The following is a 25,535-nucleotide window of genomic DNA, read 5'->3' as shown; positions in this document are numbered from 1 at the left end:
GTCATAGCGGGTAGGGGCCGAACCTCGACCAGGCCACGAACACCGAGCAGAGGGCGAGCACGATCGAGGGCAGTGCGGCGCGAGGACCGTCCCCACGCCGGATGTGCACGAGCGCGGCGAAGACCATCGTGATCGCCAGGCCCGCTGCCGCCAGCGGGACCAGAACCGTGGCGAACCCGGTCAGCGCCGGAATGATCAGACCCAGGGCTCCGAGGATCTCGAGCACGCCGATCCCACGGATCACGATCTGCGGGAAGTCCTCGACATAGGGCGTGCGGTTGATCTGCTGGTCACGCGTACCGATCAGCTTCGCGATGCCCGCCCCGAGGAACACCACGGCGAGCACGAAGGCGAGGATCCAGAGCAGCAGGTTCATGGGAGGTGCCTCCTTCGACGGGGACCTTCAGTATCCCCCTGCGACGTGGCGCGTGTCACGGTTTCGCTGCAGCAGACGGATCAGTCCTTCGCCCGGACCAGCCGCTCATGTCCGCTCTCCTCGAGCTCAGCGATGTCCGCATTGGCCTTGAGGAAGTCGTTGAAGGACTTGAAACCGATCGCCTTCTCGCTGAAGGAGGAGTCCATCCGGCGCATGTGGGACTTCACCGCGGAGGCGTGCAGCCAGTCGCTGTCCCCGCGGTCACCGAGCTGCAGAGCACGCTGCAGCAGCTGGGTCGCCGCCTCGCGAGGATCCTCGCCGGGATCCTCATCCTCCGCCTCCTCCGCGGCGTCGGCGGCCTCCTCCGCGGCGGCCTCGGCGGCGCGGGCCTTGGCATCGGCGTCGGCCGAGCGCCGGGAGCGGGTGCGCTGGCTGCCGCCCTCACCGCCGGCGGTGCCGGTGCCAGCGGCGGTGCTGGTGGTGTCACCAGAGCTCTGCGAGGCGGCGAGACTGCCTCCGCGTCGCGAGCGCGACCGCTGCGAGGCGACGGGTCGTTCCACACCCGGCAGGTTCTCGTAGGACTCGAACTCGTCGCAGGCCGCAGCCAGGGACTTCGCGGTGGAGCCCGCCACGCCCATCGCGATCACATAGCGGCCCAGGCGGCGGCAGCGCTGCGCGAGCGGGACGTAGTCGGAATCGCCGGCGACGATCACCACATGGGTGAGGTCGGGCATCAGGTAGAGGTCCTCGACCGTGTCCACGGCCAGGCGGATATCTGCGCCGTTCTTGGCATAGGCCGCGGCGGGGAAGAGCTGCACGAGGTCCACGGCGCGGGCCACCAGCTGGCTGCGGTAGATCGCATTGACCGGAGAGGACCAGTCCGCGTAGGCGCGGGTGAGCATGAGGGAGCCGAACGAAGCCGCATAGTCGATCACGGCGCCGACATCGACCGTCGCCTTCGCGAGCCGCTCGGCGATCTCGGGCTCGGTGGGGTCCTCGGCGATGCGCTGGCGGTCACGGCTGTACGCCTGCCTCCCATGCACTCGGTCGTACCAGGACATGACGATGTTGTCGAAGTCCAGATAGACGGCAACGCGGGAATCCTGTGAATCTGCCATGGGACCAGTCTGCCTGCTCTTTCAGGGTGCCTGCGACCTCAGGCGCCGCTCGGTCCACTCTGAATGCGCAGCGACTGCCGCCGACGATGGACGGTCAGGTACTCCAGACCGTCCTCACCGGCCTGGAAGCCGCGCAGGGTGCGGCGGGGCAGCAGCGCGACATCACCCGTGCGCAGCGGCTCCTCACCCGCCTCGGTGAGGAGGATGCCGTCACCTCGCACCACGTGGATGAGCGTGTCCACCTCCGCGCCGACATGGGCGGCGATGCTGTCGCCGGCGGGCAGACGGATCAGATTCGAGTCCAGCTCCCGCTCGGATTCGGCGATGGACCAGACGGCGCCGCGGCGGGGCTGGTCGGACTGCTCTGCGGTGTTGGTGAGGATCGGCATGGTCCGAACCTACCCGCTGCGCCGCGAGGCGACCTCGACCAGCTCCGCGGCCGGTCCGCTGAGACGGCGCGGGCCGCTCCACACCGCAGTCAGGAGCCGGTTCAGCCGCGTGCCCGCGACCGGCACCCGGTGCAGCAGGCCGGCCTCGAGGGAGGACCGGACCGCGAGCATGCTCAGCACTGCCGGCCCCGCCCCCGAGGCCACCGCGACCCGCACCGCCGCATTGCTGCCGAGCTCCAGGACCGGAGGGGTCAGCGCCGCGTTCGGCAGCAGCTCCTCGAAGGCGTCCCGGGTACCGGAGCCGCCCTCTCGCACCACCAGAGGGGTCCGGGCGAGTTCGGCCGGGTCCAGCGGCTCCATGCCCCGCGACCGCTCGGCCCAGGGGTGCTCGGGGGCGACGACCACCACCAGTTCGTCCTCCCGCAGCGTCTTCGCGTTCACCCCGCGCGGCAGATGAGGGGTCTCCACGAAGCCCAGCTGCAGGTGCCCGTCGTGGACGCCTGCAAGCACCTGGGTGGAGTTCAGCACCTCCAGATCCACGCGCACGCGCGGGCTCAGGCGACGCAGTTCGGTGAGCCAGGCCGGCATCAGGTGCTCGGCGATCGTCATGCTCACGCCCACCCGGAGCTCTCGGGCGTCCCCATCTCGGCTGTGGCGCAGCCAGGCGGAGAATTCCTCCGCTGCCTCGAGCAGCTCCCGGGCATGGGCCGCATAGAGCAGCCCGGCCGAGGTCGGCCGGGAGCCGCGAGCGCCGCGCTCCAGCAGCGCCGTCCCGGCCTGCGCCTCGAGCTGGGCGATCATGCGGCTGGCATTGGGCTGGTGCATCTTCAGACGACGCGCACCCGCTCCGAGCCCGCCCTCGTCGACGACGGCGAGGAACAGCGCGAGGGCCTGCAGGTTCGGAAGGGCATCAGGCATATCAGAATCATATGCCGGGATCGCGAACTGCTGTCTACCGGGCGTTCACCGGAGGTGGGACGGTGCATCTCATGTCCCTCAGCACCACATCCGCTCCCCCGCTCCAGCGTCACTCCCTCTGGCCCGGGATCGTGGTCTCCCTCGCGGTGGCGGCGGTGTCGATCCTGACGTCACAGGCGCTGCCGGGTGTGAGTGCGCTGATCATCGCGATCGTCGTCGGGATCCTGGTCGCAAATTTCACCACCCTGCCAGCCGCTCTCGCCCCGGGGATGTCCTTCGCCGCGAAGAGGCTGCTGCGGGTGGGGATCGTGCTGCTGGGTCTGCAGGTGGCGCTCGGCGATCTGCTCGCCCTCGGCGCCCCGATGCTGGCCGTGGTGGTGGTCGTGGTCACCGGCGGGACCCTCGGAACCGTGCTGATCGGCCGGGCGCTCGGGGTCGAGAAAGGGCTGACGATCCTGGTGGCCTGCGGCTTCTCGATCTGTGGGGCCGCAGCGGTGGCGGCCGCCGCGGGCGTCACGGACCCCGAGGAGAAGCACGAGCAGCGCACGATCACGGCGATCGCCCTGGTGGTGCTGTGCGGCACGCTGATGATCGCCGCGGTCCCCGCCGCCGCGGCGCTGCTGCAGCTGGAGCCCGAAACCGCCGGGCTCTGGGCGGGCGCGTCGATCCACGAGGTCGCACAGGTGGTCGCCGCCGGCGGCGCGCTCGGCGGCGCGGCGCTCACGGTCGCGGTGATCGTCAAGCTCGCCCGGGTGCTGATGCTCGCCCCCGTGATGGCCGTGCTCAGCCTGCAGCAGCGGCGCGAAGGGGCGGCCGACGGGAAGCGCCCGCCGCTGGTGCCCCTGTTCTTGCTCGGATTCCTGGCGATGGTGCTCCTGCGCTCCTTCGCCCCTCTGCCCGGCGGGTTCCTCGAGGTGGGCGCCCTGCTGCAGACCGCCCTGCTCGCCGCGGCGATGTTCGCTCTCGGCACCGGGGTGAAAGTGCGGAATCTGCTCCAGGTGGGGCCCCGCCCGCTCGCTCTCGCCGCACTGTCCACCCTGCTGGTCGCGACGCTCGCACTCGGAGGGGTGCTGCTGGCCGCTTAAGGCTCGAAAGTCCCGCATCTGCGCCTGTATCATCGACTTCATGACGCAGATGCGAGTTCGTGACGCCGCGACCTTCCTCGGGGTCAGCGAGGACACGGTCCGGCGCTGGATCGAGAAGGGGACACTCGCGGCAGGCTCCGATGACGCGGGCCGGAAGGTTCTCGAGGGCACCGAGGTGGCGCGCCTGGCACGGGAGCTGGCGGTGTCCCCGGAGCTGCATGGCGCGACGGCCTCCTCCGCCCGCAACCGCTTCGTGGGCCTGGTGACGAGCGTCGTGATGGACACCGTGATGGCGCAGGTGGAGCTGCAATGCGGTCCCTTCCGCGTGGTCTCCCTGATGAGCAGCGAAGCCGCCCGGGAGCTGGGCCTCGAACCCGGCACGGTGGCCACGGCCGTCGTGAAAGCGACCCAGGTCGTGGTCGAGACGCCATGAGGATCCGCGCCCGGCTGATCGCCACAGCGGCAGGGATCGCCCTCCTCGTCGCAGGCTGCGGGAGTGCCCTCGTCTCGACCGGCGGGGCCGATCAGCCCACCACCCTGCAGGTCTTCGCCGCCGCCTCCCTCCAGGGGCCCTTCGAAGAGCTCGGCGACCAGTTCGAGTCCGTGCACGAGGAGGTCGCGGTGGAGTTCAACTTCGCCGGCTCCTCCACCCTGGTCCAGCAGATCCAGGAGGGCGCCCCGGCGGACGTCTTCGCCTCCGCGAACTCCTCGAACATGGACAAGCTCGTGGCCTCCGGACTCTCGGGCACCAACCCGGCGGACTTCACGACCAACACGCTGGTGATCGCGGTCCCGGCGGGCAACCCGGCCGGCGTGGCCGGCCTGGATTCCCTCACCGGGGACGCGCTGAACCTCGTCGTCTGTGCGCCCGAAGTCCCCTGCGGTGCGGCGACCGAAGCCATCGAGGAGGCAGCCGGGCTGGAATTCGCGCCGGTCAGCGAGGAGCAGTCCGTCACCGATGTCCTGAACAAGGTCACCAGCGGTGAGGCGGATGCGGGCCTGGTCTACGTCACCGACGCGAAGAAGGCCGGAGCAGCTGTGGCGAGCATCGAGTTCCCCGAGGCTGCGAGCGCTGTGAACATCTACCCGATCACCACGGTCAAGGACGCCGGCAGCGCGGAGCTCGGCCGGGAGTTCGTGGACCTCGTCCGGAGTGAGACCGGCCAGGAGATCCTGGCCGGATACGGGTTCGCCGCGCCATGAGATCCCTCCCCCGCTGGATGCTGATCCCGGCCCTGCTCGGCGGGCTGTTCGTGCTGCTGCCGCTGGTGTCGATGGCGCTGCGTGTGCAGTGGGGCAGCTTCGGAGAGCTGATCAGCAGCGAGTCCTCGCTCGCAGCGCTGCGGCTGAGCCTGCAGACCTCGACGATCAGCGCCGCGCTCTGCGTGCTGCTGGGCGTGCCGATGTCACTGCTGCTGGCTCGCGCTGACTTTCGAGGGCTCTCGCTGCTGCGCTCGGTGGTGCTGATCCCGTTGGTGCTGCCGCCGGTGGTGGGCGGTATCGCGCTGCTCTACACCTTCGGCAGACAGGGCCTGCTGGGCCAGCAGCTCGAGGTGCTGGGGCTCCAGATCGCCTTCTCCACCACAGCGGTGGTGCTCGCACAGACCTTCGTGGCGCTGCCCTTCCTGGTGATCAGCCTCGAAGGTGCACTGCGCACCGCCGGCACCCGCTATGAGGTCGCGGCAGCCTCCCTCGGTGCCAGGCCCTCTCGGGTCCTGCTGCGGGTGACGCTGCCGCTCGTGGCACCGGCCCTGCTCTCCGGCACTGTGCTCTCCTTCGCGCGCGCGCTCGGCGAGTTCGGCGCCACGATCACCTTCGCAGGCTCCCTGCAGGGCACCACCCGCACGCTGCCGCTGGAGATCTATCTGCAGCGCGAGAGCGACCCCGAGGCCGCAGTGGCATTGTCCTTCGTGCTGATGATCATCGCGGTGCTGGTGATCGCGGCAGCCCGTCGGAGGGTGCCCGCATGAGCCTGTCCCTCCACGCCGTCGTCCCCGAGCGCGGGCTCGACCTCGAACTCACGGTCGCCGACGGCGAAACTCTCGCGGTGATCGGCCCGAACGGCGCCGGGAAGTCCACGGTGCTGTCCCTGATCTCCGGTGGCCTCCACCCCGCGAAGGGGCAGATCGTGCTGGACGGACGGGTGCTGACCGGCGAGGGCAGCTGGGTCCCACCCCACGCCCGCAAGGTCACCACCCTCTCCCAGGATCCGGTGCTGTTCCCCCACCTCACCGCGCTGGGGAACATCATCTTCGCGCTGCGCTCGCAGGGGGTGCCCCGGACCCGCGCCCGCCAGGGGGCCGAGCGCTGGCTCGCAGAGCTCGGTATCCCGGAGCTCGCGGACCATCGGCCCTCACAGCTCTCCGGCGGACAGGCGCAGCGGGTCGCGATCGCTCGCGCTCTGGCCGCAGATCCCCGGCTGCTGCTGCTGGACGAGCCGATGGCCGCACTCGACATCGACGTGGCCCCGGCGCTGCGGGAGCAGCTGCGTCGCTTCCTGGCCGGGCGCACGGCGATCATCGTCACCCATGATGTGCTCGATGCGCTGACCCTCGCGGATCGGATCGCGGTGCTCGAGGATGGTCGCCTGGTCGAGCAGGGACCGACGCAGGAGCTGCTGAGCCGTCCCCGCTCCGCCTTCACCGCCCGTTTCGCGGGACTGAACCTCGTCAGCGGACGCTGGGACGGCCGCGCCGTGGTCCTCGCGGACGGCGCCCGACTGCCGGCAGCTGCTGCGCACCACCCAGGCGACCAGGTCCATGCCGCCTTCCGTCCCGCCCAGGTGACGCTGGTGGAGACGGGCGGCCTCCCGCGCACTGTGCGCTCCCTCGCCCCCAGCGGAGACTTGGTGCGGGTGCGCACCGATGACCTCTCCGCAGATCTGCCCCCGCAGGAGATCGCCGCACAGCGGCTCGAGCCCGGGGTGTCCGTGCGCCTCGCGGTGCCGTCTGCGGCTGTGACAACCTATCGGGCATGATCGATCTGCGAGCCCTGCACCGCGAGCTCCGCGACCGGCACGGCCCACAGGGCTGGTGGTGGCCCGGCGAGGAGCCCTTCGAGATCGCCCTCGGCGCGGTGCTGGTCCAGCGCAGCCGCTGGGAGCAGGCCGCCTCCGCGATCGCGGCGCTGCGCGGGGCGGGGCTGCAGGACGCCCCGACGCTTGCAGCGGCCGATGAGGAGACGGTGCGGGAGCTGGTCCGGCCCGCTGGCTTCCCGCGCACGAAGCCACGTCGCGTCCAGTCGCTCGCCCGCTGGTGGGCGGGGCACGCCGCGACGGCCCGGACGCTGAGCGACGAGCAGTTGCGCAGCGAGTTGCTCGGCATCGAGGGTGTCGGGGAGGAGACCGCCGACGCGCTCTCGCTGTACTGCTTCGGGCGGCCCGCATTCCTCTGCGATGAATACGCCAGGCGCGTGCTGGGCGACCGCGGCGCGGAGGTGCCCGGCAGCTATCCTGCGTTCCGACGGGCCCTCGCCCCGGCGCTCTCCACCGCAGGCTTCGAGGTCTCCGAGCTCGCCGAGCTGCACGGACTGATCGTCGAGGAGGGCAAGGCCAGAGGACGGAAGGCCTCCGCTCAGGTGGTCGAGCGGACCGCGAGTTCGGGACGGAGCACCACGGACTGATCGGTCTCCCGCCCGGCGATGAGGTCCAGCAGCAGCGTGGCCCCGAGCTCGGCGAGGCGCCGGCCCGGGTTCACGACGGTGGTCAGCGAGATGGTGTCGTCCGCTGCGGAGGCGATGTCGTCGAAGCCGATCACGGCAACGTCCTCCGGGACCCGCACGCCCTGCCCCTCGAGCTTCTTCAAGGCACCGAGAGCCATCAGGTCGCTGCTGGCGAAGAGCGCGTCGAAAGGCGTCTCCGATGCCAGCAGCGCGGCTGTCTCCCGTTCCCCCGAGGCGAGGGTGAAGTCTCCGAAGGAGAGCCATGCAGGCTCGATGCCGGCGTCGGCCAGCTCCTTCTCGAAGCCCTCGCGTCGATCCACCGCCGCGGGCATGTCCTGCGGACCGCAGATCATCGCGATCCGGCGGCGTCCCCGCTCGATCAGGTGCCGCGCGGCCAGGCGGCCGCCCTCGACGTTGTCGAGGTCGACGAAGGGGGCGCGGAGCTGCTCGGGCGGGCGGCCGATGAACACCACCGGCACCGCCGCCTCCGTCAGCACCTCGACGGAGAGGTCTCCCTCGTGGTGGGAGACCACCAGCAGGCCGTCGGCATGCCCGCCGCGCAGGAATCGCCGGGTACGGGCGTGATCCTCCGGGCTGGAGAGCACCAGCAGCAGCTGCTTGTCGCTCGCCTCCAGCCCGGCCGTCACTCCGGAGATCGCGCTGACGAAGAACGGATCGGTGAACACGCGGGATTCGTGCTCGGGAACGATCAGGGCGACCGCTCCGGTCTGCCGGCTGGCGAGGCTGCGAGCGGCGTTGTTGGGTACATAGCCCAGCTCCCGCACTGCGTCCTCGACCTTGGCGACCTTGTCCCGGCGCACCTGGACGTCACCGCGCACCACCCGCGAGACGGTGGCGCGGGAGACCCCCGCGAGCAGGGCCACGTCCTCCAGGGTCGGGCCCCGATCTTCCAGGCTTCCCATGGCCCCTCCGCTTCTCATCCTTTGACTGCGCCAGCCATGATGCCACCGACCAGCTGCTTGCCGACGATCATGAACAGCAGCAGCAGCGGGACCACGGAGATCACCACACCGGACATGATCAGCGAGTAATCCTTGAAGTAGGAGGCCTGCAGCTGCTGCAGCGCCACCGGAAGGGTGAGGCTGTCGCCGCGCAGGATGATGAAGGGCCAGAAGAAGTTGGTCCACGAGCCCACGAAGGTGAACAGGAACAGCATCGCTCCGGCTCCGCGGGAGGCGGGCAGCGCGACGTGCCAGTAGGTGCGCATCAGGTTGCAGCCGTCCATGCGGGCCGCCTCGATGAGCTCGAACGGCAGGGCGTCCTCGAGGTACTGGGTCATCCAGAACACGCCGAACGCGGTGACCAGGCCGGGGATGATCACGGCTTTGAGGTCGCCCACCCAGCCGATCTTGGCCATGATGATGAACAGCGGGATCACGCCGAGCTGCACCGGCACGGCCATCGTGGCGATGACGAAGACCAGCAGGCCCCGCCGCCCCCGGAAGCGCAGCTTGGAGAACGCGAAGCCGGCCAGAGTCGCGAAGAACACGACCGACAGCGAGGTCACCGTCGCGACGAAGATCGAGTTGAGCATCGCCGACCAGAAGTTGATGTCGGAGGTGATCACCTTGCCCAGGTTCGACAGCAGGTTCCCCTGGGGCAGCAGGGAGGGCAGCGGATTACGGGCGATGGCGCCGGCGTCCGAGGAGGCCAGCAGCAGCGCGTAGTAGAGGGGGAAGAAGGAGATCACCAGGACGATGCCCAGCAGGACGTAGTTCCACCAGTGCGGGCGGGCGTCGGCCCCTCCTCCGCCCTTGAGGCGACGGCGTGCGGCCCGGGCCGCGCCCTTTCCGGCGAACTGTTCGATGGCAGCGGTCGATTGCATGGTCATTGCTCCTTACCGCGAGCTCTTGGCGGGGCCGCCGGCATTGGCGATCCGGCGGGTGATGAGGAAGTTGAGGACACCGAAGACGAGGATGATGAGGAAGAGCAGCCAGGCGACCGCCGAGGCACGTCCGAAGGCGAGCTGTGGACCCCAGCCGAGCTCGTAGAGATACATCGTCAGAGTCATCCATTGGCGGGAGGCGCCGCCCTGGCCGCCGGTGTCGAACATGCGGGGTTCGTCGAAGATCTGCAGACCGCCGATCGTGGCGGTGATCACGACGAAGACGATGGTGGGACGGAGCATCGGCACAGTCACGTACCAGAAGCGCTTCATCCGTCCGGTGCCGTCGATGATCGCGGCCTCGTAGATCTCGCGCGGGACCGCCTGCATCGCGGCCAGGAAGATCAGGGCGTTGTATCCGGTCCAGCGGAAGTTGACCATGGTCGCGATCGCGACGTGCGAGGCGAGAGCGTCCGAGTGCCAGCCGACGGCGGGCAGGTTGATCGCGGTCAGCGCACCGTTCACGATCCCTGAGCCGTCGGCGAAGATCTTCGCGAAGATCAGCGAGACGGCGACGGGGGCGACCACGAACGGCACCAGCACACCCATGCGCCAGAAGGTCTTCGCACGCAGGTTCGCATCGAGCACATAGGCGATGAAGATCGCGGCGACGACCTGCGGCACCGAGGACAGGATGAAGATCGAGAAGGTGTTGCGCAGTGCCTTGTAGAAGCTGTCGGTGCCCAGCACGAACTCGAAGTTCGCCAGGCCCACGAAGTCGCCCTGGCCGCGGATGAGGTCCCAGTCGTGCAGGGACACCCAGGCGGTGTAGAGGATGGGGAACAGCCCCGTGATGATGAACAGCACGAAGAACGGGCTGATGAACAGGAACGGCGTGAACCGCACGTCCAGTCGCGTCAGGGCGGAGCGCCAGGCGGGTCGCTGGCGGTGCGGGGCAGGGCTCCCGCCCGAGGCGGGCGCGGCCGGGCCGGAGCGCTGCTCGGGCCGAGGGGTCGGGCGGGTCGAAGTGGTCACCGGGTTCCTTTCGGCAGGACTGCAGGCGATGGCGGCGGCTCCCTCGGGAGCGAGCCGCCGTCATCGCCTGCGGTCAGCGGGGTGGTCTGAGTCAGAGACCCAGCTCGTCGTAGGCCGCCAGTGCCAGATCCCAGGACTCCGCGGGGTCCATGCCGTCCACGTCCCAACGGGTGATCGCATCGGCGAGGACCGTGTTGATGACGAAGAAGTTCGGGCCCATGAAGGGCTGCACGTCGATCGCGGTCGCGCGCTCGGAGTAGATCTCACCGACGGGCGCGCTGTTGAAGAAGTCGTTGACCGCGCCGGTCACGCCCTCGTCCGCGAGGGCGTCGACCTGGCTGGGGAAGGCGCCGACGGCCTGGAACGCGAGCACCTGCTGCTCGGGAGCGGTCAGCCAGATCGCGAGCTTCTTGGCTTCCTCGACGTTCTTGCCCTGCGACGGGACCGCGAGATAGGAGCCGCCCCAGTTGCCGCCACCGCCGGGGAAGACATCAGTGATGTCCCAGCCCTCGACACCGTCGGCGTTGCCGGCCAGCGGACCCATCATCCACGGCGGGCAGAGCATGGTGGCGAAGCCGTCGGACTGGAACGCAGCGGTCCAGTCCTCCTCCCACTGCTTGAATCCGGCGGAGATGTCCTTGTACTCGACGAGGAGGTCGTAGATCGCCTTGACGTCGGTGTTCTCCGCGAGCGGGACGGGCGTGCCGTCGGCCGTCTCGTAGGGGTGGGTGAGCTGCTGGACCATGCCGTTGAAGGTGCCGCCGGCGCCGTCGAACCACGGGATGCCGGTCTCCTCGACGAACTGCCGACCGGCGTCGAAGTAGGTGCGCCAATCGCCGGTGAGCGTCTCTGCGAGCTCGGTGCGGTCAGCGGGCAGCTCGCTCTTGCCGATGAGGTCGCCGCGATAGGCGATCGCCTCGGGGCCGATGTCGGTGCCGTAGCCGATCAGCTTGCCGTCGATGGTCGCGGCTTCGGTCTTCCATTCCAGCCAGCGGCCCTCGACCGCCGGATCAGCGAGGTCCTCGAAGATGTCTGCGTACTCAGCGAGCTCGGTCCACCAACCGACCTCGACGCCTTCGACGTCCGCCAGGCCGGAGCCGGCAGCGAGCCCGGTCATCAGGTTCGCGCGAGCATCTTCGCTGGTGGCGGCTTTCTTGTGGGTGATCTTGACGCCGGGGTTGGCCTCTTCGTACTTCGCGAAGAGGTCCTCGTATCCGAATTCGTTGAAGGTCGCGACGGACAGCGAGATCTCGCCGCCTTCGCCGCCGCCCCCACCTCCGCCTGAGTTGTTGCTGCAGCCGACGACTGCTGCGGTGGCGGCGGTGGCCGCGGAGGCTGCCAATGCAGTTCTGCGCGTGATCTTCATGATGAACTCCTTCGTCCGGTTCCAGCTGTCACAGTCTGAGAGCGCTCTCACAGTCCAGCCTTCTGAGAGCGCTCTCAGTGGGGATGTGAGCCACAGTACAGGAGGTTCACAGGGAGGGAAGTACGAGAAGGTCTCAATCAGGTCTCGCCGGTCAGCGCGTCGTTGCACAGTCCCGGAAATGCAGCAGGACCCCGCCTCTCGGCGGGGCCCTGCTGACGAGTCACTGTCTCACGGTTTCTCGAGTGGAGCTATGGGGATTCGAACCCCAGACCTCTTCCATGCCATGGAAGCGCGCTACCAACTGCGCCATAGCCCCTCATCGGGTGCCGCCCGCAGGCGACTCGTCGATATTACCCCGCCCTGGACCTCAGGTGAAATCGGGAGGCAGGTTGTGTGATGCCAACCTCATCAGGCCGTTCGCCGGATCCCCGAGCAGTGGTTCGAGCACAGAGCGGTGGCAGTTCTCCAGCCCCGAGAGGCCCCGGAAACCGTTCGTGTCCAGGCCCAGCAGGGCGGTGATCCCCAGCGTGATCGCTGCGCCGTGGGCGACGACCATCACGGTGCCACCGGCATGCCGCGCCACCAGGTCACGGCAGGCTGACGCCACCCGCTCCCCCACCACGGGCCGGTCCTCGACCTCGAGCCCGAGCACTGGCCGGTGCGCACGCCAGTCCGCGTGCTCCTCGGGCCACCGCCGCTTGATGTCCTCCCCCCGCAGGCCCTCCCAGCGGCCGAAGCTTCGTTCGAGGAAAGCGTCGTCGGTGACGACATCGAGCCCGGTGCCGCGGGAGATGATGCGGGCTGTCTCCAACGCTCGCTCGAGCGGAGAGGCGATGATGACGTCCGGAGGACTCTTCGCGACCGACACGGCAAGCGATTCCGCCTGGCGCACACCGGTGGCGTTCAACGGGATGTCGACCTGGCCCTGCAGCCGGCCCTCGCGGTTGTAGTCCGTCTGTCCGTGGCGCACCAGGATCAGACGCGTACGAGCGGACCTCACTCCGGGCGGCCCTCGGCGATCTGCAGGTCCAGCACGGGGGCGTCGCGCCACAGTCGCTCGAGCGCATAGAAAGCACGGTCCTCGGCATGCTGGACATGCACCACGATGTCGCCGTAGTCCAGCAGCACCCAGCGTGCATCACGTTCGCCCTCGCGGCGCAGCGGCTTGCGGCGGCGCTCCGTCAGCAGCGCCTCCTCGATCCCGTTGACGATGCCGGACACCTGGCGCTCGGAATCCCCGCTGCAGACGAGGAAGACGTCGGTGATCACGACCAGCTCGGAGACATCGAGTCCGATGACCTCCTCGGCAAGCTTGTCGGCGGCAGCCTGGCCGGCTACTCGGGCGAGGTCGAGAGATTCTTCAGGGGCGCTCACGCGGGGATGTCCTCCGGGACGAAATGGGCAGGGATCTGGTCGAGCAGTGCAGTCTCCGAGGCGGAGGCCGCGCCGGGGCCGATGACCCCGGTCAGCATCAGGGCGAGCAGCAGGACGAACGCGATGGCGATGAGTGCCCAGACGAGCCAGACCAGGGCACGCCCGCCAGAGCGCTCCGGACGATGGAGCACCTTGCCGTCGAAGCGCGGCGCGGGGCGCGGCTCCGGAGCATCGGTGACAGAGAGCTCGCCGAGCTCCACCCCGTCGTGGTCATGGGTGAGGGTGCTCGCGGAGCCCCTCTCCGCCGAGGTGCTGGCGGCAGGATTCGCGGCAAAGGCCGGGCTGGGATCCTCGCTGAGCTCGATGATGCGGGCACGGCGGCCGAACTTGCGCAGTGCAGGGACAGCGGCTCCGGCGGACGGCGCTGCGACGGCGCCGCGGAGTCCGGGCGCCGCACTCTGCTGCTGCGCGGGCTCCATCGCGGCACGGGCCTCTCGCGCGGCACTCTCCTCGGGGCTCAGCTCTCGGGCGCGGCGTCCTCGCCGTGGAGTGGTCTCCGGCTCGGTCATCGACCGTCACCTCCTGTGTAGAGGGCGTACTTGTTGATGTATTGGACGACGCCGTCAGGCACCAGGTACCAGACCGGTGCTCCGGCTGCGACCCGGGTGCGGCAGTCGGTGGAGCTGATCGCCATCGCGGGGACCTCGATCAGGGTGACGCCATCCTCCGGCAGCCCGGAGGTGTCGAGCTCATGACCGGGCCTGGTCACGCCGACGAAGTGAGCGAGCTCGAAGATCTCCTCGGTGTCCTTCCAGGTCAAGATGTTCTGGAGGGCATCCGCTCCGGTGATGAAGAACAGATCGGCGGTGGGCTGCTCACGATGCAGATCCCGCAGGGTGTCGATCGTGTACGTGGCTCCGGGCCGATCGATGTCGACGCGGGAGACGGTGAACACCGGGTTCGCCGCCGTCGCCACCACCGTCATCAGGTACCGGTCCTCAGGGTCGGAGATCTCACGATCTTCCTTCTGCCACGGCCGACCGGTGGGCACGAAGATGACCTCGTCGAGCGCGAAGACGCTCTGGACCTCGCTGGCTGCGACGAGGTGGCCGTGGTGGATGGGATCGAAGGTTCCACCCATCACGCCGATCCGTCGTCGCTGCAGCTCCACGGGATCAGTCGTCAGAACCGGGGGTGTTCTTCTTGTCCAGGCTGCGGTGATGCGCGCCGCCGACGAGCCAGGTCAAGCCCAGCAGCGTCATCAGGATGAGGAACATCCCGATGCCGACGGCGGGGGCGGGAATCCCCTCGCTGGCGAGGATGCCGGACTCGGCGAGGATCATGAGCTGATCAGACATGTTCTTGAAGACCTTTCCACGGGTGACCGGGCCATCATCCCACAGCACAGTGCCAGCTCATGCCCTGGCGCGCTTGATGGGAGTGGGGTCACGGCCGTACGTGCCCCTGCCCCACCACCAGCCATTTGGTCGCAGTGATCTCCCGCAGCCCCATCGGTCCGCGCGCGTGGAGCTTCTGGGTCGAGATGCCGATCTCGGCACCGAAGCCGAACTCCCCGCCGTCGGAGAAGCGGGTGGAGGCATTGGCCATCACCACGGCGGAGTCCACTTCGTCCAGGAAGCGCTGCTGAGAGAGCAGGTCGCGGGTGAGGATGGATTCGGTATGGCCGGTGGAGTGCGCCCGGATATGGGCGAGGGCATGGTCGAGATCGTCGACCACCTTCACCGCGAGCTCGAGCGCCAGGTACTCCGCATCCCAGTCCTCAGCGATGGCCGGGATCACCTCGGGCTCAGCGCCCGCTGCGGCAAGGATCGCTGACGCCCGCTCCTCGGCGTGCAGACGCACCCCGGCGGCGGCCAGAGGCGCCGCGAGGCGGGGCAGTGCCTCCTCGGCGATGTCCTGGTGGACCAGCAGGGTCTCGAGCGCATTGCACACCCCGATCCGCTGCGTCTTGGCGTTGACGACGATCTCCACGGCCTGGTCGAGGTCTGCAGAGGCATCGACCAGCACGTGGGTCTTCCCGGTACCGGTCTCGATCACCGGGACCAGCGAGTTCTCCACCACCCTGCGGATCAGGCCGGCACCGCCGCGCGGGATCAGCACGTCCACCAGCCCGCGGGCGCGCATCAGCACATCCACGCCCTCGCGGCCATGCTCATCGATCCCCACGATCAGATCCTCCGGGAGATCGTGGGCGGCCAGCACCGAGCGCAGCACCGCGATCAGCGCGGTGTTGGAGTGGAGAGCCGCCGAGCCACCCCGCAGCACCACCGCGCTGCCCGCCTTGAGCGCAAGACCCGCGGCGTCGACGGTGACGTTCGGGCGCGCCTCGTAGACCATGGCGATCACGCCCATCGGCACCCGCACTTCGCGCAGCTCGAGCCCGTTCTGAAGCACGGAGCCGCGCACCACCTCACCGATCGGGTCAGGCAGCGCCGCCGCGTCTCGCAGCTGCTGGGCGATCGCCGCGACCCGCGGGGGGTCCAGAGCGAGCCGGTCGCGAAGCCCGGGGTCGATCCCGGAGGCGTCGGCCGCGGCGAGATCCCGCGCGTTCGCATCGACGATCTCCGCAGCCCGCTCCCTCAGCGCCTCGGCCATGGCCAGCAGCACCCGATCCTTGGCCCCGCGGTGCAGGCGGGCCAGCGCCGGCTGAGCGTCCTTCGCGGCGCGGGCGGCGGCAAGAACTGCGGTGGTCACAGGAGATTCCATGAGTCGAGTCTACGAGCGCCGCATCCCTGCCGTCAGGTGCCGTCCGACCAGCAGACGCTGCGTTTCACTCCCACCCTTCACCACATCGTTCAGAGCATCACCAATTGGTCGCGATGGATCGCGGGGCGGCGGAACCTCTCCCCCAGCTGCTCCCGCGCCTCGTCCGTGCCGCGGCCAGCCATCACCCGCAGCTCGTCACTGCTGAAGGAGGAGATCCCGCGGGCGATCACCGCCCCGTCCGGGGCGATGACGTCCACCGGGACCCCGGCGGGGAAGGTGCCTTCGACCCGCGAGATGCCGACCGCCAGCAGCGAGCGCCGACGGGTGCGCACCGCTTCCGCCGCGCCCTCGTCCAGATGCAGCGTTCCCGCCCCTCGGGTCGCGAAGCGCAGCCAGACCAGCCGGGAGCGGCGACGGCCATGGTGGGCAGGGAAGAAAGTGCCTACGTCCTGGCCCTCGAGCGCTGCGGAGAACTGCTCGGCGGAAGTCATCAGAGCAGCGGTTCCAGTGGTCGCGGCGAGCTGGGCTGCCGAGAGCTTCGTGACCATCCCCCCGGTGCCCACCTTCGAGCCCACCGCGCCGATGCTCACGCCCGCCAGCCGTGCCACATCGTCCACCTGACCGATGCGTTCAGCGCCGGGCTCCCGCGGCGGCGCCGTGTAGAGGGCATCCACGTCGGTGAGCAGGATCAGCGCGTCGGCGCCGAGCAGCTGCGCGACCAATGCTGCGAGGCGATCGTTGTCCCCGAAGCGGATCTCGTGGGTGGCGGTGGTGTCGTTCTCGTTGACGATCGGCACCGCGCCCAGGTCCAGCAGTGATTCGAGGGCGCTGCGCACATTGCGGTAGGTCTGCGGGCGGATCACGTCGGATTCGGTGAGCAGCACCTGCCCGGTGATCAGGTGATGGGCACCGAAGGCGCTGGACCAGGCGCTCGCCAGCAGTGCCTGGCCCACGCTCGCGGCGGCCTGCTGCAGCTCGACCGCGGCCGGGCGCTCGGACATCCCCAGCGGGCCCAGCGCAGCGGCGATGGCGCCGGAGGAGACGATCACCAGCTCGGTACCACGGCCAGCCAGGGCTGCGGCGGTGTCCGCGATCTGCTGGATGCGACCGTGGTCGAGACGACCGCGTTCATCAGTCAGGCTCGAGGAACCGATCTTGACGACGATGCGGCGGGCCGTCACGAGTGTCTCTCGGGACGTGAGCCGCTCCGGTTGGCGCAGCTCGGCGGTGCTCACCGTGCCTCGTCCTCCGTGGCGGGATCGGTCCAGTGACCGGCTCGTCGCTCGTCCTCCATCGCGGAGATCCGCTGCATGCGCTCCGCGGTGCGGGTGCGCTGCTGCTCCCGCTTCGTTTCGCGCGTGGGGCGGGAGTTGTCCTCGAAGCGGTCGTCGGTGCCACGGCGGCCCAGCATCTCGGCGCCGCCGACCATCGTCGGCTCCCAATCGAAGACGACCGCGTCATCGCCCGGACCGATCAGCACCGTCGAGCCCGCCACGGCGCCCGCGGCGTACAGCTGATCCTCTGCACCGAGCTTCGCGAGCCGGTCGGCGAGGAAGCCGACGGCCTCGTCATTGGTGAAGTCCGTCTGGCGCACCCAACGTTCGGGCTTGTCGCCCTTGATACGGAAGGCGGTGTGCCCGTCGTACTGCTCGGTGATCACCCGGAAGCCCCTGTCGTCCACCGCCTTGGGGGTCAGCACGATCGGTGCGGCCTCCGGCTCCGGCAGCTTCGCCCGGGCCTGCTCGACCAGTTCGCCGAGCACGAAGGAGAGCTCGCGGAGCCCCTTGTGGGAGACGGCGGAGATATCCAGGATCGGTACCTCACGCTCGCCGAGCTGCGTGCGGACCATGTCGGCCATATCCGCCCCATCGGGCAGATCCGTCTTGTTCAGCACCACCACGGTGGGCCGCTCCATGAGGGGCACCCGGCTGCCGGCTTCTTCATCGAGACCCGCCGCGTAGGTGGCCAGCTCGTCCTCGATGGTCGCAAGGTCCCCGACCGGGTCACGATCTGATTCGAGCGCGGCCGCATCCAGCACGTGCACGATGACATGACAGCGCTCGATATGGCGCAGGAACTCCAGGCCCAGGCCCTTGCCCTGGCTCGCTCCGGGAATGAGGCCCGGGACGTCGGCGATCGTGTAGCGGTACTCCCCCGCCTCGACCACACCGAGGTTCGGCACCAGGGTGGTGAAGGGGTAGTCGGCGATCTTCGGCCGGGCGGCGCTCATCGCAGCGATCAACGAGGACTTGCCCGCACTGGGGAACCCCACCAGCGCCACATCAGCGACGGTCTTCAGCTCGAGCGTCAGCGTGCGTTCCTGCCCGTCCTCGCCGAGCAGGGCGAAGCCGGGCGCCACGCGCTGAGCGGTGGCCAGCGCCGCATTGCCGAGGCCGCCGCTGCCACCACGGGCGGCGACGAAACGGGTGCCGATACCCACCATGTCGATCAGGACGGTGCCGTCCTCGGCGGTGACCACGGTGCCGTCGGGGACCGGGAGGACGAGGTCCTCACCTGCGGCACCATGGCGCATGTCGCCCTTGCCGAAACCGCCGCTGGTCGCCTTCTGATGCGGCTTGTGGTGGTACTCCAGGAGGGTGGTGGTCGAACCGTCGACCTCGAGGATCACATCACCGCCGCGCCCGCCGTTGGCGCCATCGGGGCCGGCCAGGGGCTTGAACTTCTCGCGACGGATCGAGGCGGTACCGTTTCCGCCCGATCCCCCGGCGACCTGAAGCTGGACGCGGTCGACGAATGTGGCCATGGGAGCTCTCCGATGATGATGAGAAAAAAGCAACGAGGGGCGGAGCGTTCGGCTCCGCCCCTCGAAGGACGCTATGTGCCCCGGGATCCGGGGCGAGCGGTCAGACCGTCTCGACGATGCTGACCACGCGACGGTCGCGCTTGCGACCGAACTCGACGGTGCCCGCGGTGAGCGCGAACAGGGTGTCGTCATTGCCACGACCCACACCGTCACCGGGGTGGATCTTGGTGCCGCGCTGGCGCACGATGATCTCGCCTGCGCCGACGTTCTGGCCGCCGAAACGCTTGACGCCGAGGCGCTGGGAGTTGGAATCGCGCCCGTTCTTGGAGGAGCTGACGCCCTTCTTAGATGCCATCTGGGATCAATCCTTGTCTGGTCGGGGGATCGCTCAGGCGATTCCGGTGATCTTCAGGCGGGTCAGCTCCTGGCGGTGGCCCTGGCGCTTCTTGTAGCCCGTCTTGTTCTTGTAGCGAAGGATCCGGATCTTCTCGCCGCGGAGGTCTTCGACCTTCTCGGCGGTGACCTTCACCTTGGCAAGCTCGTTCTGTGCGGAGGTGACCTTGTCACCGTCAACCAGCAGCACGGGAGCGAGATCGACGCTGTCGCCCGCCTCGCCTGCCACACGGTTGATCACGATGGTGTCACCGACCGACACCTTCTCCTGACGACCGCCTGCGCGGACGATTGCGTACACCACGTCAATGCTCCATCTTGTGAATCGAATTCGAGACATGCTTCCTGCCGGGTGTCATCGCGGACCTGCGACCGTCAACCGGCCCTGAGCCCTGTACGAACAGGGTCAGGCGGGAGATGCGGTCGCGCGATGCCCACCGGAAGCACGACTGTGGCACGTTTTGCACCAGGGATCAGCTTACGATCCCGACACCCGCCGGTCAACCACCGGACACGGTCCGACCTGCGAGAACGCGGTCACATCCTGTGGAACGCATCACCCCTGACCGGGTGCGTCCTGTTCCCAGGTCGATGTCGAGGGCTCTGCCGAGCCCCGAGCCGGGTTCTCAGCCGCTTCCACGACCTGACCATCGACGGTCACCTCGGGCTGCGCATGCGCCCCGGAGGCAGCCGCGATGGAGGCGATGGTGGCACGGGCCAGAGCGCGGCTGTCGGCATCGTCCTCGAGACGATGCACGTCGGCCTGCGACTCCTCGGTCCCGTTGTCGCCGTTCTCGCTCTCCTCCTTGGCACCGCCGCGGGTCCGGCGACCACGGCGTCGCGAGGACTTCGAGGAGTCGTCTCCGCCGTTCTCTCCGTGGTGGGCGCTGCCACCGCTGCTGCTGCCGCCATTGCCCCCGCTGCCGCCGCCGTGGCTGTGAGTGCCGTCGACGTCGATCACCAGGCCGCGTCCGTTGCAGTGCTCGCAGTTGCTGGAGAACGTCTCCACCAGGCCCTGGCCCACGCGCTTGCGGGTCATCTGCACCAGGCCCAGCGAGGTGACCTCGGCGACCTGGTGCTTGGTGCGATCGCGGCCCAGGCATTCGACCAGTCGTCGCAGCACCAGATCCCGGTTGGACTCGAGCACCATGTCGATGAAGTCGATGACGATGATCCCGCCGATATCGCGCAGCCGCAGCTGACGCACGATCTCCTCGGCGGATTCGAGGTTGTTCTTGGTGACGGTCTCCTCGAGCGAGCCGCCGGTGCCGGTGAACTTCCCGGTGTTCACATCGACCACGGTCATCGCCTCGGTGCGATCGATCACCAGCGAGCCGCCGGAGGGCAGGTAGACCTTGCGGTCCATCGCCTTGAGCAGCTGCTCGTCGATGCGGTGCTTCGCGAAGACGTCCTTCTCGCCGACGTGGCGGGTGAGGCGCTCCAACAGATCCGGGGCGACGTCGTTGATGTAGGCGTGCACGGCGTCGTGGGTCTTGTCCCCCTCAACGATCAGGGAGGTGAAGTCCTCGTTGAAGACGTCACGCACCACCTTGATGGCGATGTCGGGCTCCTGGGAGAGCGCGACCGGCGCCGCCTTGCTCTTCTGCGACTTCTCGATCTTCTCCCACTGGGCGCGCAGACGCTCGACGTCGTGCGTCAGCTCCTGCTCGCTCGCGCCCTCCGCCGCGGTGCGCACGATGACGCCCGCATCCTCAGGGATGATCTCGCGCATGATCTTCTTCAGCCGCGCCCGCTCGGTATCGGGCAGCTTGCGGGAGATGCCGGTCATCGAACCACCGGGCACGAACACCACATAGCGGCCGGGCAGGGAGATCTGGCTGGTCAGGCGTGCACCCTTGTGGCCGATCGGGTCCTTGGTGACCTGCACCAGCACCGGGTCGCCGCTCTTCAGAGCGAGCTCGATGCGGCGCGGCTGGCCCTCGAGGCCCACCGCGTCCCAGTTGACCTCGCCGGCGTAGAGCACCGCATTGCGGCCCTTGCCGATGTCCACGAACGCGGCCTCCATCGAGGGCAGCACGTTCTGGACCTTGCCCATGTAGACGTTGCCGACCATCGAGGTCTGCGTCTTCTGGGCGACGTAGTGCTCGACCAGCACATCGTCCTCGAGCACGGCGATCTGAGTACGGCCGGCGCGCTCGCGCACCACCATCGAACGCTTGACGGACTCGCGGCGCGCGAGGAACTCCGACTCGGTGATGACGTTGCGACGGCGGCCGGCGTCACGGCCCTCGCGTCGGCGCTGGCGCTTGGCTTCGAGCCGGGTCGAGCCCTTGACAGCCTTGACCTCGTCACGCGCGTCACGCGAATCACGGGCGTCACGGGCATCGCGCACCTTGACCACGGTGTTCGGCGGATCGTCCGGCGAGGTCGACTCGTCCCCGCTGGTGCCGGAGCGACGACGGCGACGGCGACGGCGCGAGCTGGAGGAGCTCCCGACACCGGACTCGTTCCCTTCGCTGCTGTGGTCCTCGTCCTCGGAGTCGTCCTGCGAGGAGTCCTCCGCGCTGTCGTCGTCGCTGCCCTCGGTGCCCGAGCCGTCGTCGTCACCGCGGCCGCGGCCACGTCGGCCCCGACCACCACGACGACGCCGCCGGCGGGAGTTCGAGCTCGAGCTGTCCGACGAGGAATCGTCGTCGTTCTCGTTGTCGCTGTCGTCGTCCTCGTCGGGAGCGGAATCCTCTGAGGACTCCGATCCCGCTGCACCTGCGGTGCGCTGCGAGGAGCGACGTGACCGGCTGCGCCGGGAACGGAAGGGCTGTTCGTCGTCGGTCTCGGATGCCTGCTCGTCGGACTCCTCGTCCGAATCGGCGGCGAAGGAGAGATCGGCGCTGCCGACAGCAGCGTCCTGGGAGCCCACGGTGGTGCGGGGCTGCGCGGTGGGGGCCTGGAACAGCAGCGACGCGAAGTCCATCTGGACCTGTTCACGGCGGCGGGCACGGTCATCATCTGCCGTGGCGGCGGACTCTTCGTCGCCGGCACCACGGGCCGACGCGAGCGCGCGAAGATCGCCGAGGACCGGATTGCCGTCCGTCGCCGCTTCCGGCTCGACCGTCTCGCGCGGCTCTTCGACAGCCTGCGACTTCTTGGCCTGTGGCTTTTCGACAGCCTGAGGCTTCTCGGTCTGAGACTTCTGGGCCTGAGGCTCCACGACGGGTTCTGCCGCCGGGATCACCGGGGCTCCGGCAGGGGCACCGGCGCGGCGGCGCTGCCGCTTCACGACGGTGGGTGCGGGCTCCGCCGCCGCGGGCTCCTGCGCGGCCACCACGGTGCGCGGGGCGGAGGCCTCCGGCTGCGGGACCGCAGGAGGGGTGAAAGCGGGAGCGCCGGCAGGGGCTCCGGCGCGTCGCCGACGACGAGCGGGAGCAGCGGGCTGCGTCTCGTCCGACGAATCGTTCTCGGGAATATGGGTGCTGTCAGCCATGCGGCCGTCTCCTTCTGGAGGACCAGCGCACCCTGGCCCCTTCTGGTCATCGTCGCAGTGGACGGAAGTCTCAGGCCCTCGCCGTCGCGCAGCTCCCCGATGGAAGCGCTGCGATGCCGACCGAGGGAACACGACGGTCGCGGTCGTCCGCGTAGCCGGTGCTCCGACGTCACGACGCCGGGAGGTTCCCCCACCCGGTACGGAGCAGGAGAGTGCCGCGATCAGTATGGCACAGGGGGTGCTCCGGCCGGGGGCAACATGCTCAGACCTGTCGCGCAGGTTTACCCTCGGAAGCGGGACCATCGTCCTCCGCCGCGTCGGTGACCGCCCCGTAGCTTTTATGACGGCGTGTCGTTCACTCGGGAGGATCCCATGGAAGCCCTCGACCTGGCACGGTGGCAGTTCGGCATCACCACCGTGTACCACTTCATCTTCGTCCCACTCACGATCGGGCTCTCGCTTCTGGTCGCGATCATGCAGACCAGAGCGGTGTTCTCGAAGGACCCCGTGCGCAAGGATGCCTGGACGCGGATGACGAAGTTCTTCGGCTCGATGCTGATCGTGAACTTCGGCATCGGTATCGCCACCGGCATCGTCCAGGAGTTCCAGTTCGGCATGAACTGGTCCGAGTACGCACGCTATGTGGGCGACGTCTTCGGCGCACCGCTGGCGCTCGAGGGCCTGGCGGCCTTCTTCCTCGAATCCGTGTTCCTGGGACTGTGGATCTTCGGCTGGGGCAAGATGCCCGAGAAGATCCACCTGCTGACGATCTGGGCCGTGGCACTGGGCACCACCCTCTCGGCGTATTTCATCATCGCCGCGAACTCCTTCATGCAGCATCCTGTCGGCGCGATGCTGAACCCTGAGACCGGGCGTGCGGAGCTCGACCCCTCGCAGGGCTCGATCCTCGCGGTGCTCACGAACGTCACCGCGATGGCGGCCTTCCCGCATGTGGTCTCCGGGGCCTGGCTGGTGGCTGGAGCGTTCCTCACCGGGGTCGCCGTCTGGCACATGGTGCGCCACCACAACCGGGCGCGAGCATTCGGCCTGGACACCGAGGAGGGGCAGGAGCACCATCTCGCCGCCCGCGATCTGTTCCGGCCCACCGTGCGCTTCGGGGTGATCGCCATGGTGGTCTCCGCCGTGGTGCTCGTCATCTCCGGGGACTTCCAGGCCAAGCTCATGTTCGAGCAGCAGCCGATGAAGATGGCCTCGGCCGAGGCACTGTGCGAGACGCAGTCGGACGTACCGTTCTCGATCCTCACCGTCGGAGGGCCGGATGCCTTCAGCGAGGACTGCTCGGGGGTCACCCACATCATCGAGATCCCTTATGTGACGGGGATCCTCGCCACCAACGACCCGCACGCCACCCTGCAGGGCGTGGACGATCTCAACGCCCAGTACAAGGAGCAGTTCGGCGAGACCGCCCTGGACATCCGCGGCAACGAGGTCGCCGTCGACTACCGGCCGAACCTCTTCGTCACCTACTGGTCCTTCCGGCTGATGATGGGGCTCGCCGCCTTCAGCGGAATTCTGGCCCTCTGGGCCCTGTGGGTCACCCGCGGCAAGGGGGAGAACGCCCGCACCTCCGGATCGAAGCTCCTCCAGTGGTTCGCCGTGCTCGCGATCCCGATGCCCTTCTTCGCGAACTCCGCGGGCTGGGTCTTCACCGAGATCGGACGGCAGCCCTGGGTGGTCCACCCCAACCCTCTGGATCCGACGATCCGGCTGATGACCATGCAGGGCGTCTCCGCGAACCCCGGCTGGATGGTGCTCACCTCGCTGGTCGCCTTCACCCTCGTCTACGGAGTCCTCGCCGTGCTCTGGTTCCAGATGATGCGCAAGGCAGCGCTCAAGGGCGTGCCGCTGGCCAGGCGCGACCCCGAGACCGACGAGCTCGACACCCCCACCCTGTCTTTCGACTACTGAGAAGGGACCAGATCAGATCATGGATGCCATGCTCGACCCCACGGTCCTCCAGACCCTGTGGTTCGCCCTCATCGCCTTCTTCTTCCTGGGCTACTTCGTGCTCGAGGGCTTCGACTTCGGGGTGCAGATGAACGTCGCCACCTTCTGGCGACGAGGCGTGCAGACTCGCGGCACGGTGCTGAAGACCATCGGGCCCGTCTGGGACGGCAACGAGGTCTGGCTGATCACCGGCGGCGCGCTGCTGTTCGCGGCCTTCCCGGAGTGGTATGCCACGCTGTTCTCCGGCTTCTATCTCGCCCTGCTGCTCCTGCTGCTGGTGCTGATCGTGCGGGTGTGCGCCTTCAAATGGCGTGACAAGGTGGACAGCGACCGCTGGAAGAACTCCTGGGACGTGGTCCATGTGATCGGCGGCTTCGCGCCCGCCCTCCTGTGGGGTGTGGCCTTCGGGAATATCGTCTCCGGAGTCTCCATTGATGAGAACCACTGGGTGACCACCTCCCTGCTGGGACTGCTGAACCCCTTCGCGCTGCTGGCCGGGGTGGTGTTCGTGCTGCTGTTCTGGCTGCACGGCACCCACTACCTCGCGCTCAAGGTCCAGGGCAGGCTGCGGGAGGACGCGAACCGGCTGGCCGGGATCCTGATGTGGCCGACGATCGTGTCCGGTGCCGCCTTCCTGCTCTGGTTCCAGTTCTCCCACTCGAACACCTGGCTCACCCTGATCCCGGTGGCCGTGGCCGCGGTGGCCCTGCTCGCGGCGGTCCCGCTGAACCGGAAGCGCCGGGAGGGCCTCGCCTTCGGTGCGACCTCGACCGCCATCGCCGCGGCTGCGATCACCCTGTTCGGGGGCCTGTTCCCCTATGTCATGCCGGCCAGCAACGATCCGGCGAACTCGCTGACGGTCGCGAACGCCTCCTCGACCGAGCACACGCTCACGGTGATGCTGGTGGCACTCGGCGTGCTGATGCCCATCGTGATCGCCTACACCGTCTGGACCTATCGGGTGTTCCGCCACCGGGTGGCCGATGAGGACTCCCCCGCCCCCGGCGCCGAGCTGCTCGAGAAGGCGAAGAAGGGCTACCGGGAAGCCTTCGAGCAGGGCTGACAGACTGATCC

The 25,535-nt window shown here is 68.8% G+C and carries 27 protein-coding genes and 1 tRNA gene; 8 read left to right on the top strand and 20 right to left on the bottom strand.

Annotation, left to right across the window (positions count from 1 at the left end; all coding sequences use genetic code 11):
- Window position 1 precedes the first annotated feature (1 nt).
- From ABD893_RS10565 to ABD893_RS10550, 4 genes are all read right to left on the bottom strand, one after another.
- The gene (locus ABD893_RS10565; RefSeq protein ID WP_345079460.1) at window positions 2–376 is read right to left on the bottom strand and encodes a DoxX family protein; all 375 of its coding nucleotides are present in this window, start codon (window positions 374–376) and stop codon (window positions 2–4) included.
- A gap of 80 nt (window positions 377–456) precedes the next feature.
- The gene (locus ABD893_RS10560) at window positions 457–1,494 is read right to left on the bottom strand and encodes an NYN domain-containing protein (RefSeq protein WP_345079457.1); all 1,038 of its coding nucleotides are present in this window, start codon (window positions 1,492–1,494) and stop codon (window positions 457–459) included.
- Window positions 1,495–1,532: 38 nt separating this feature from the next.
- Complete coding sequence (locus ABD893_RS10555) at window positions 1,533–1,883, bottom strand: cupin domain-containing protein (protein ID WP_345079454.1); 351 nt, start codon at window positions 1,881–1,883, stop codon at window positions 1,533–1,535.
- 9 nt (window positions 1,884–1,892) lie between these two features.
- Window positions 1,893–2,801 (bottom strand): LysR substrate-binding domain-containing protein, encoded by a 909-nt coding sequence (locus ABD893_RS10550; RefSeq protein ID WP_345079451.1) that lies wholly within the window; start codon window positions 2,799–2,801, stop codon window positions 1,893–1,895.
- Between the two features lie 71 nt (window positions 2,802–2,872).
- Between ABD893_RS10550 and ABD893_RS10545 the strand changes: the two genes are divergently transcribed.
- From ABD893_RS10545 to ABD893_RS10520, 6 genes are read left to right on the top strand one after another with little or no spacing between them, the layout of a single operon-like run.
- Complete coding sequence (locus ABD893_RS10545; RefSeq protein ID WP_345079448.1) at window positions 2,873–3,886, top strand: YeiH family protein; 1,014 nt, start codon at window positions 2,873–2,875, stop codon at window positions 3,884–3,886.
- Between the two features lie 40 nt (window positions 3,887–3,926).
- Complete coding sequence (locus ABD893_RS10540; RefSeq protein WP_345079445.1) at window positions 3,927–4,319, top strand: TOBE domain-containing protein; 393 nt, start codon at window positions 3,927–3,929, stop codon at window positions 4,317–4,319.
- Window positions 4,316–5,089 (top strand): molybdate ABC transporter substrate-binding protein, encoded by a 774-nt coding sequence (gene modA, locus ABD893_RS10535; RefSeq protein WP_345079442.1) that lies wholly within the window; start codon window positions 4,316–4,318, stop codon window positions 5,087–5,089. Before ABD893_RS10540 ends, modA begins: the two co-directional genes overlap by 4 nt.
- The gene (locus ABD893_RS10530) at window positions 5,086–5,856 is read left to right on the top strand and encodes an ABC transporter permease (protein ID WP_345079440.1); all 771 of its coding nucleotides are present in this window, start codon (window positions 5,086–5,088) and stop codon (window positions 5,854–5,856) included. The genes modA and ABD893_RS10530 overlap by 4 nt, the downstream gene beginning before the upstream one ends.
- Window positions 5,853–6,863 carry a sulfate/molybdate ABC transporter ATP-binding protein gene (locus tag ABD893_RS10525; RefSeq protein WP_345079438.1) on the top strand — a complete coding sequence of 337 codons (1,011 nt, stop codon included), beginning with the start codon at window positions 5,853–5,855 and terminating at the stop codon, window positions 6,861–6,863. The genes ABD893_RS10530 and ABD893_RS10525 overlap by 4 nt, the downstream gene beginning before the upstream one ends.
- Complete coding sequence (locus ABD893_RS10520) at window positions 6,860–7,507, top strand: endonuclease III domain-containing protein (RefSeq protein WP_345079435.1); 648 nt, start codon at window positions 6,860–6,862, stop codon at window positions 7,505–7,507. The genes ABD893_RS10525 and ABD893_RS10520 overlap by 4 nt, the downstream gene beginning before the upstream one ends.
- Here the strand turns inward: ABD893_RS10520 and ABD893_RS10515 are convergent.
- The 16 genes from ABD893_RS10515 to ABD893_RS10440 form a co-directional block, all read right to left on the bottom strand.
- Window positions 7,459–8,469, bottom strand: a complete 1,011-nt coding sequence (locus ABD893_RS10515; RefSeq protein WP_345079433.1) for a LacI family DNA-binding transcriptional regulator — start codon at window positions 8,467–8,469, stop codon at window positions 7,459–7,461. The two genes, ABD893_RS10520 and ABD893_RS10515, sit on opposite strands and share 49 nt — an antisense overlap.
- A gap of 14 nt (window positions 8,470–8,483) precedes the next feature.
- Window positions 8,484–9,392 carry a carbohydrate ABC transporter permease gene (locus tag ABD893_RS10510; protein WP_345079431.1) on the bottom strand — a complete coding sequence of 303 codons (909 nt, stop codon included), beginning with the start codon at window positions 9,390–9,392 and terminating at the stop codon, window positions 8,484–8,486.
- 12 nt (window positions 9,393–9,404) lie between these two features.
- The gene (locus tag ABD893_RS10505) at window positions 9,405–10,427 is read right to left on the bottom strand and encodes a carbohydrate ABC transporter permease (protein WP_345079428.1); all 1,023 of its coding nucleotides are present in this window, start codon (window positions 10,425–10,427) and stop codon (window positions 9,405–9,407) included.
- 91 nt (window positions 10,428–10,518) lie between these two features.
- Window positions 10,519–11,793 carry an ABC transporter substrate-binding protein gene (locus ABD893_RS10500; RefSeq protein WP_345079425.1) on the bottom strand — a complete coding sequence of 425 codons (1,275 nt, stop codon included), beginning with the start codon at window positions 11,791–11,793 and terminating at the stop codon, window positions 10,519–10,521.
- A 243-nt stretch (window positions 11,794–12,036) separates the two neighbouring features.
- Window positions 12,037–12,109, bottom strand: a tRNA-Ala gene (locus tag ABD893_RS10495).
- A 51-nt stretch (window positions 12,110–12,160) separates the two neighbouring features.
- Complete coding sequence (locus ABD893_RS10490) at window positions 12,161–12,793, bottom strand: histidine phosphatase family protein (protein WP_345079422.1); 633 nt, start codon at window positions 12,791–12,793, stop codon at window positions 12,161–12,163.
- Window positions 12,790–13,167, bottom strand: coding sequence for a ribosome silencing factor (gene rsfS / locus ABD893_RS10485; RefSeq protein WP_345079419.1), 378 nt, complete (start codon window positions 13,165–13,167; stop codon window positions 12,790–12,792). The genes ABD893_RS10490 and rsfS overlap by 4 nt, the downstream gene beginning before the upstream one ends.
- Window positions 13,164–13,736 (bottom strand): hypothetical protein, encoded by a 573-nt coding sequence (locus tag ABD893_RS10480; RefSeq protein WP_345079416.1) that lies wholly within the window; start codon window positions 13,734–13,736, stop codon window positions 13,164–13,166. Before ABD893_RS10480 ends, rsfS begins: the two co-directional genes overlap by 4 nt.
- Window positions 13,733–14,338 (bottom strand): nicotinate-nucleotide adenylyltransferase, encoded by a 606-nt coding sequence (nadD, locus tag ABD893_RS10475; protein WP_345079413.1) that lies wholly within the window; start codon window positions 14,336–14,338, stop codon window positions 13,733–13,735. Before nadD ends, ABD893_RS10480 begins: the two co-directional genes overlap by 4 nt.
- 4 nt (window positions 14,339–14,342) lie before the next feature.
- A complete protein-coding gene (locus ABD893_RS10470) occupies window positions 14,343–14,525 on the bottom strand; it encodes a hypothetical protein (RefSeq protein WP_345079410.1) in 183 nt (60 codons plus the stop codon).
- A gap of 88 nt (window positions 14,526–14,613) precedes the next feature.
- Window positions 14,614–15,894, bottom strand: coding sequence for a glutamate-5-semialdehyde dehydrogenase (locus ABD893_RS10465; RefSeq protein ID WP_345079407.1), 1,281 nt, complete (start codon window positions 15,892–15,894; stop codon window positions 14,614–14,616).
- A gap of 89 nt (window positions 15,895–15,983) precedes the next feature.
- A complete protein-coding gene (proB, locus tag ABD893_RS10460) occupies window positions 15,984–17,129 on the bottom strand; it encodes a glutamate 5-kinase (RefSeq protein ID WP_345079405.1) in 1,146 nt (381 codons plus the stop codon).
- Window positions 17,126–18,658, bottom strand: coding sequence for a GTPase ObgE (gene obgE, locus ABD893_RS10455; protein ID WP_345079403.1), 1,533 nt, complete (start codon window positions 18,656–18,658; stop codon window positions 17,126–17,128). Before obgE ends, proB begins: the two co-directional genes overlap by 4 nt.
- Window positions 18,659–18,758: 100 nt before the next feature.
- A complete protein-coding gene (gene rpmA, locus ABD893_RS10450; protein WP_299303813.1) occupies window positions 18,759–19,013 on the bottom strand; it encodes a 50S ribosomal protein L27 in 255 nt (84 codons plus the stop codon).
- 33 nt (window positions 19,014–19,046) lie between these two features.
- Complete coding sequence (gene rplU / locus ABD893_RS10445) at window positions 19,047–19,355, bottom strand: 50S ribosomal protein L21 (protein ID WP_089063991.1); 309 nt, start codon at window positions 19,353–19,355, stop codon at window positions 19,047–19,049.
- A gap of 252 nt (window positions 19,356–19,607) precedes the next feature.
- Entirely contained in the window at window positions 19,608–22,493 is a 2,886-nt protein-coding gene (locus ABD893_RS10440; protein WP_345079393.1) for an Rne/Rng family ribonuclease, read from the bottom strand.
- 372 nt (window positions 22,494–22,865) lie between these two features.
- Here ABD893_RS10440 and ABD893_RS10435 point away from each other — a divergent pair, with 372 nt between their 5' ends.
- Window positions 22,866–24,422, top strand: coding sequence for a cytochrome ubiquinol oxidase subunit I (locus tag ABD893_RS10435; protein ID WP_345079390.1), 1,557 nt, complete (start codon window positions 22,866–22,868; stop codon window positions 24,420–24,422).
- A 19-nt stretch (window positions 24,423–24,441) separates the two neighbouring features.
- Window positions 24,442–25,524 carry a cytochrome d ubiquinol oxidase subunit II gene (gene cydB, locus ABD893_RS10430; RefSeq protein WP_425548370.1) on the top strand — a complete coding sequence of 361 codons (1,083 nt, stop codon included), beginning with the start codon at window positions 24,442–24,444 and terminating at the stop codon, window positions 25,522–25,524.
- Window positions 25,525–25,535 lie beyond the last annotated feature (11 nt).

Source organism: Brachybacterium paraconglomeratum, assembly GCF_039541415.1.
GTDB lineage: Bacteria > Actinomycetota > Actinomycetes > Actinomycetales > Dermabacteraceae > Brachybacterium > Brachybacterium paraconglomeratum_A.
Note: the sequence above shows the minus strand (reverse complement) of the source record. Positions and strands in the feature narration are given on the sequence as shown.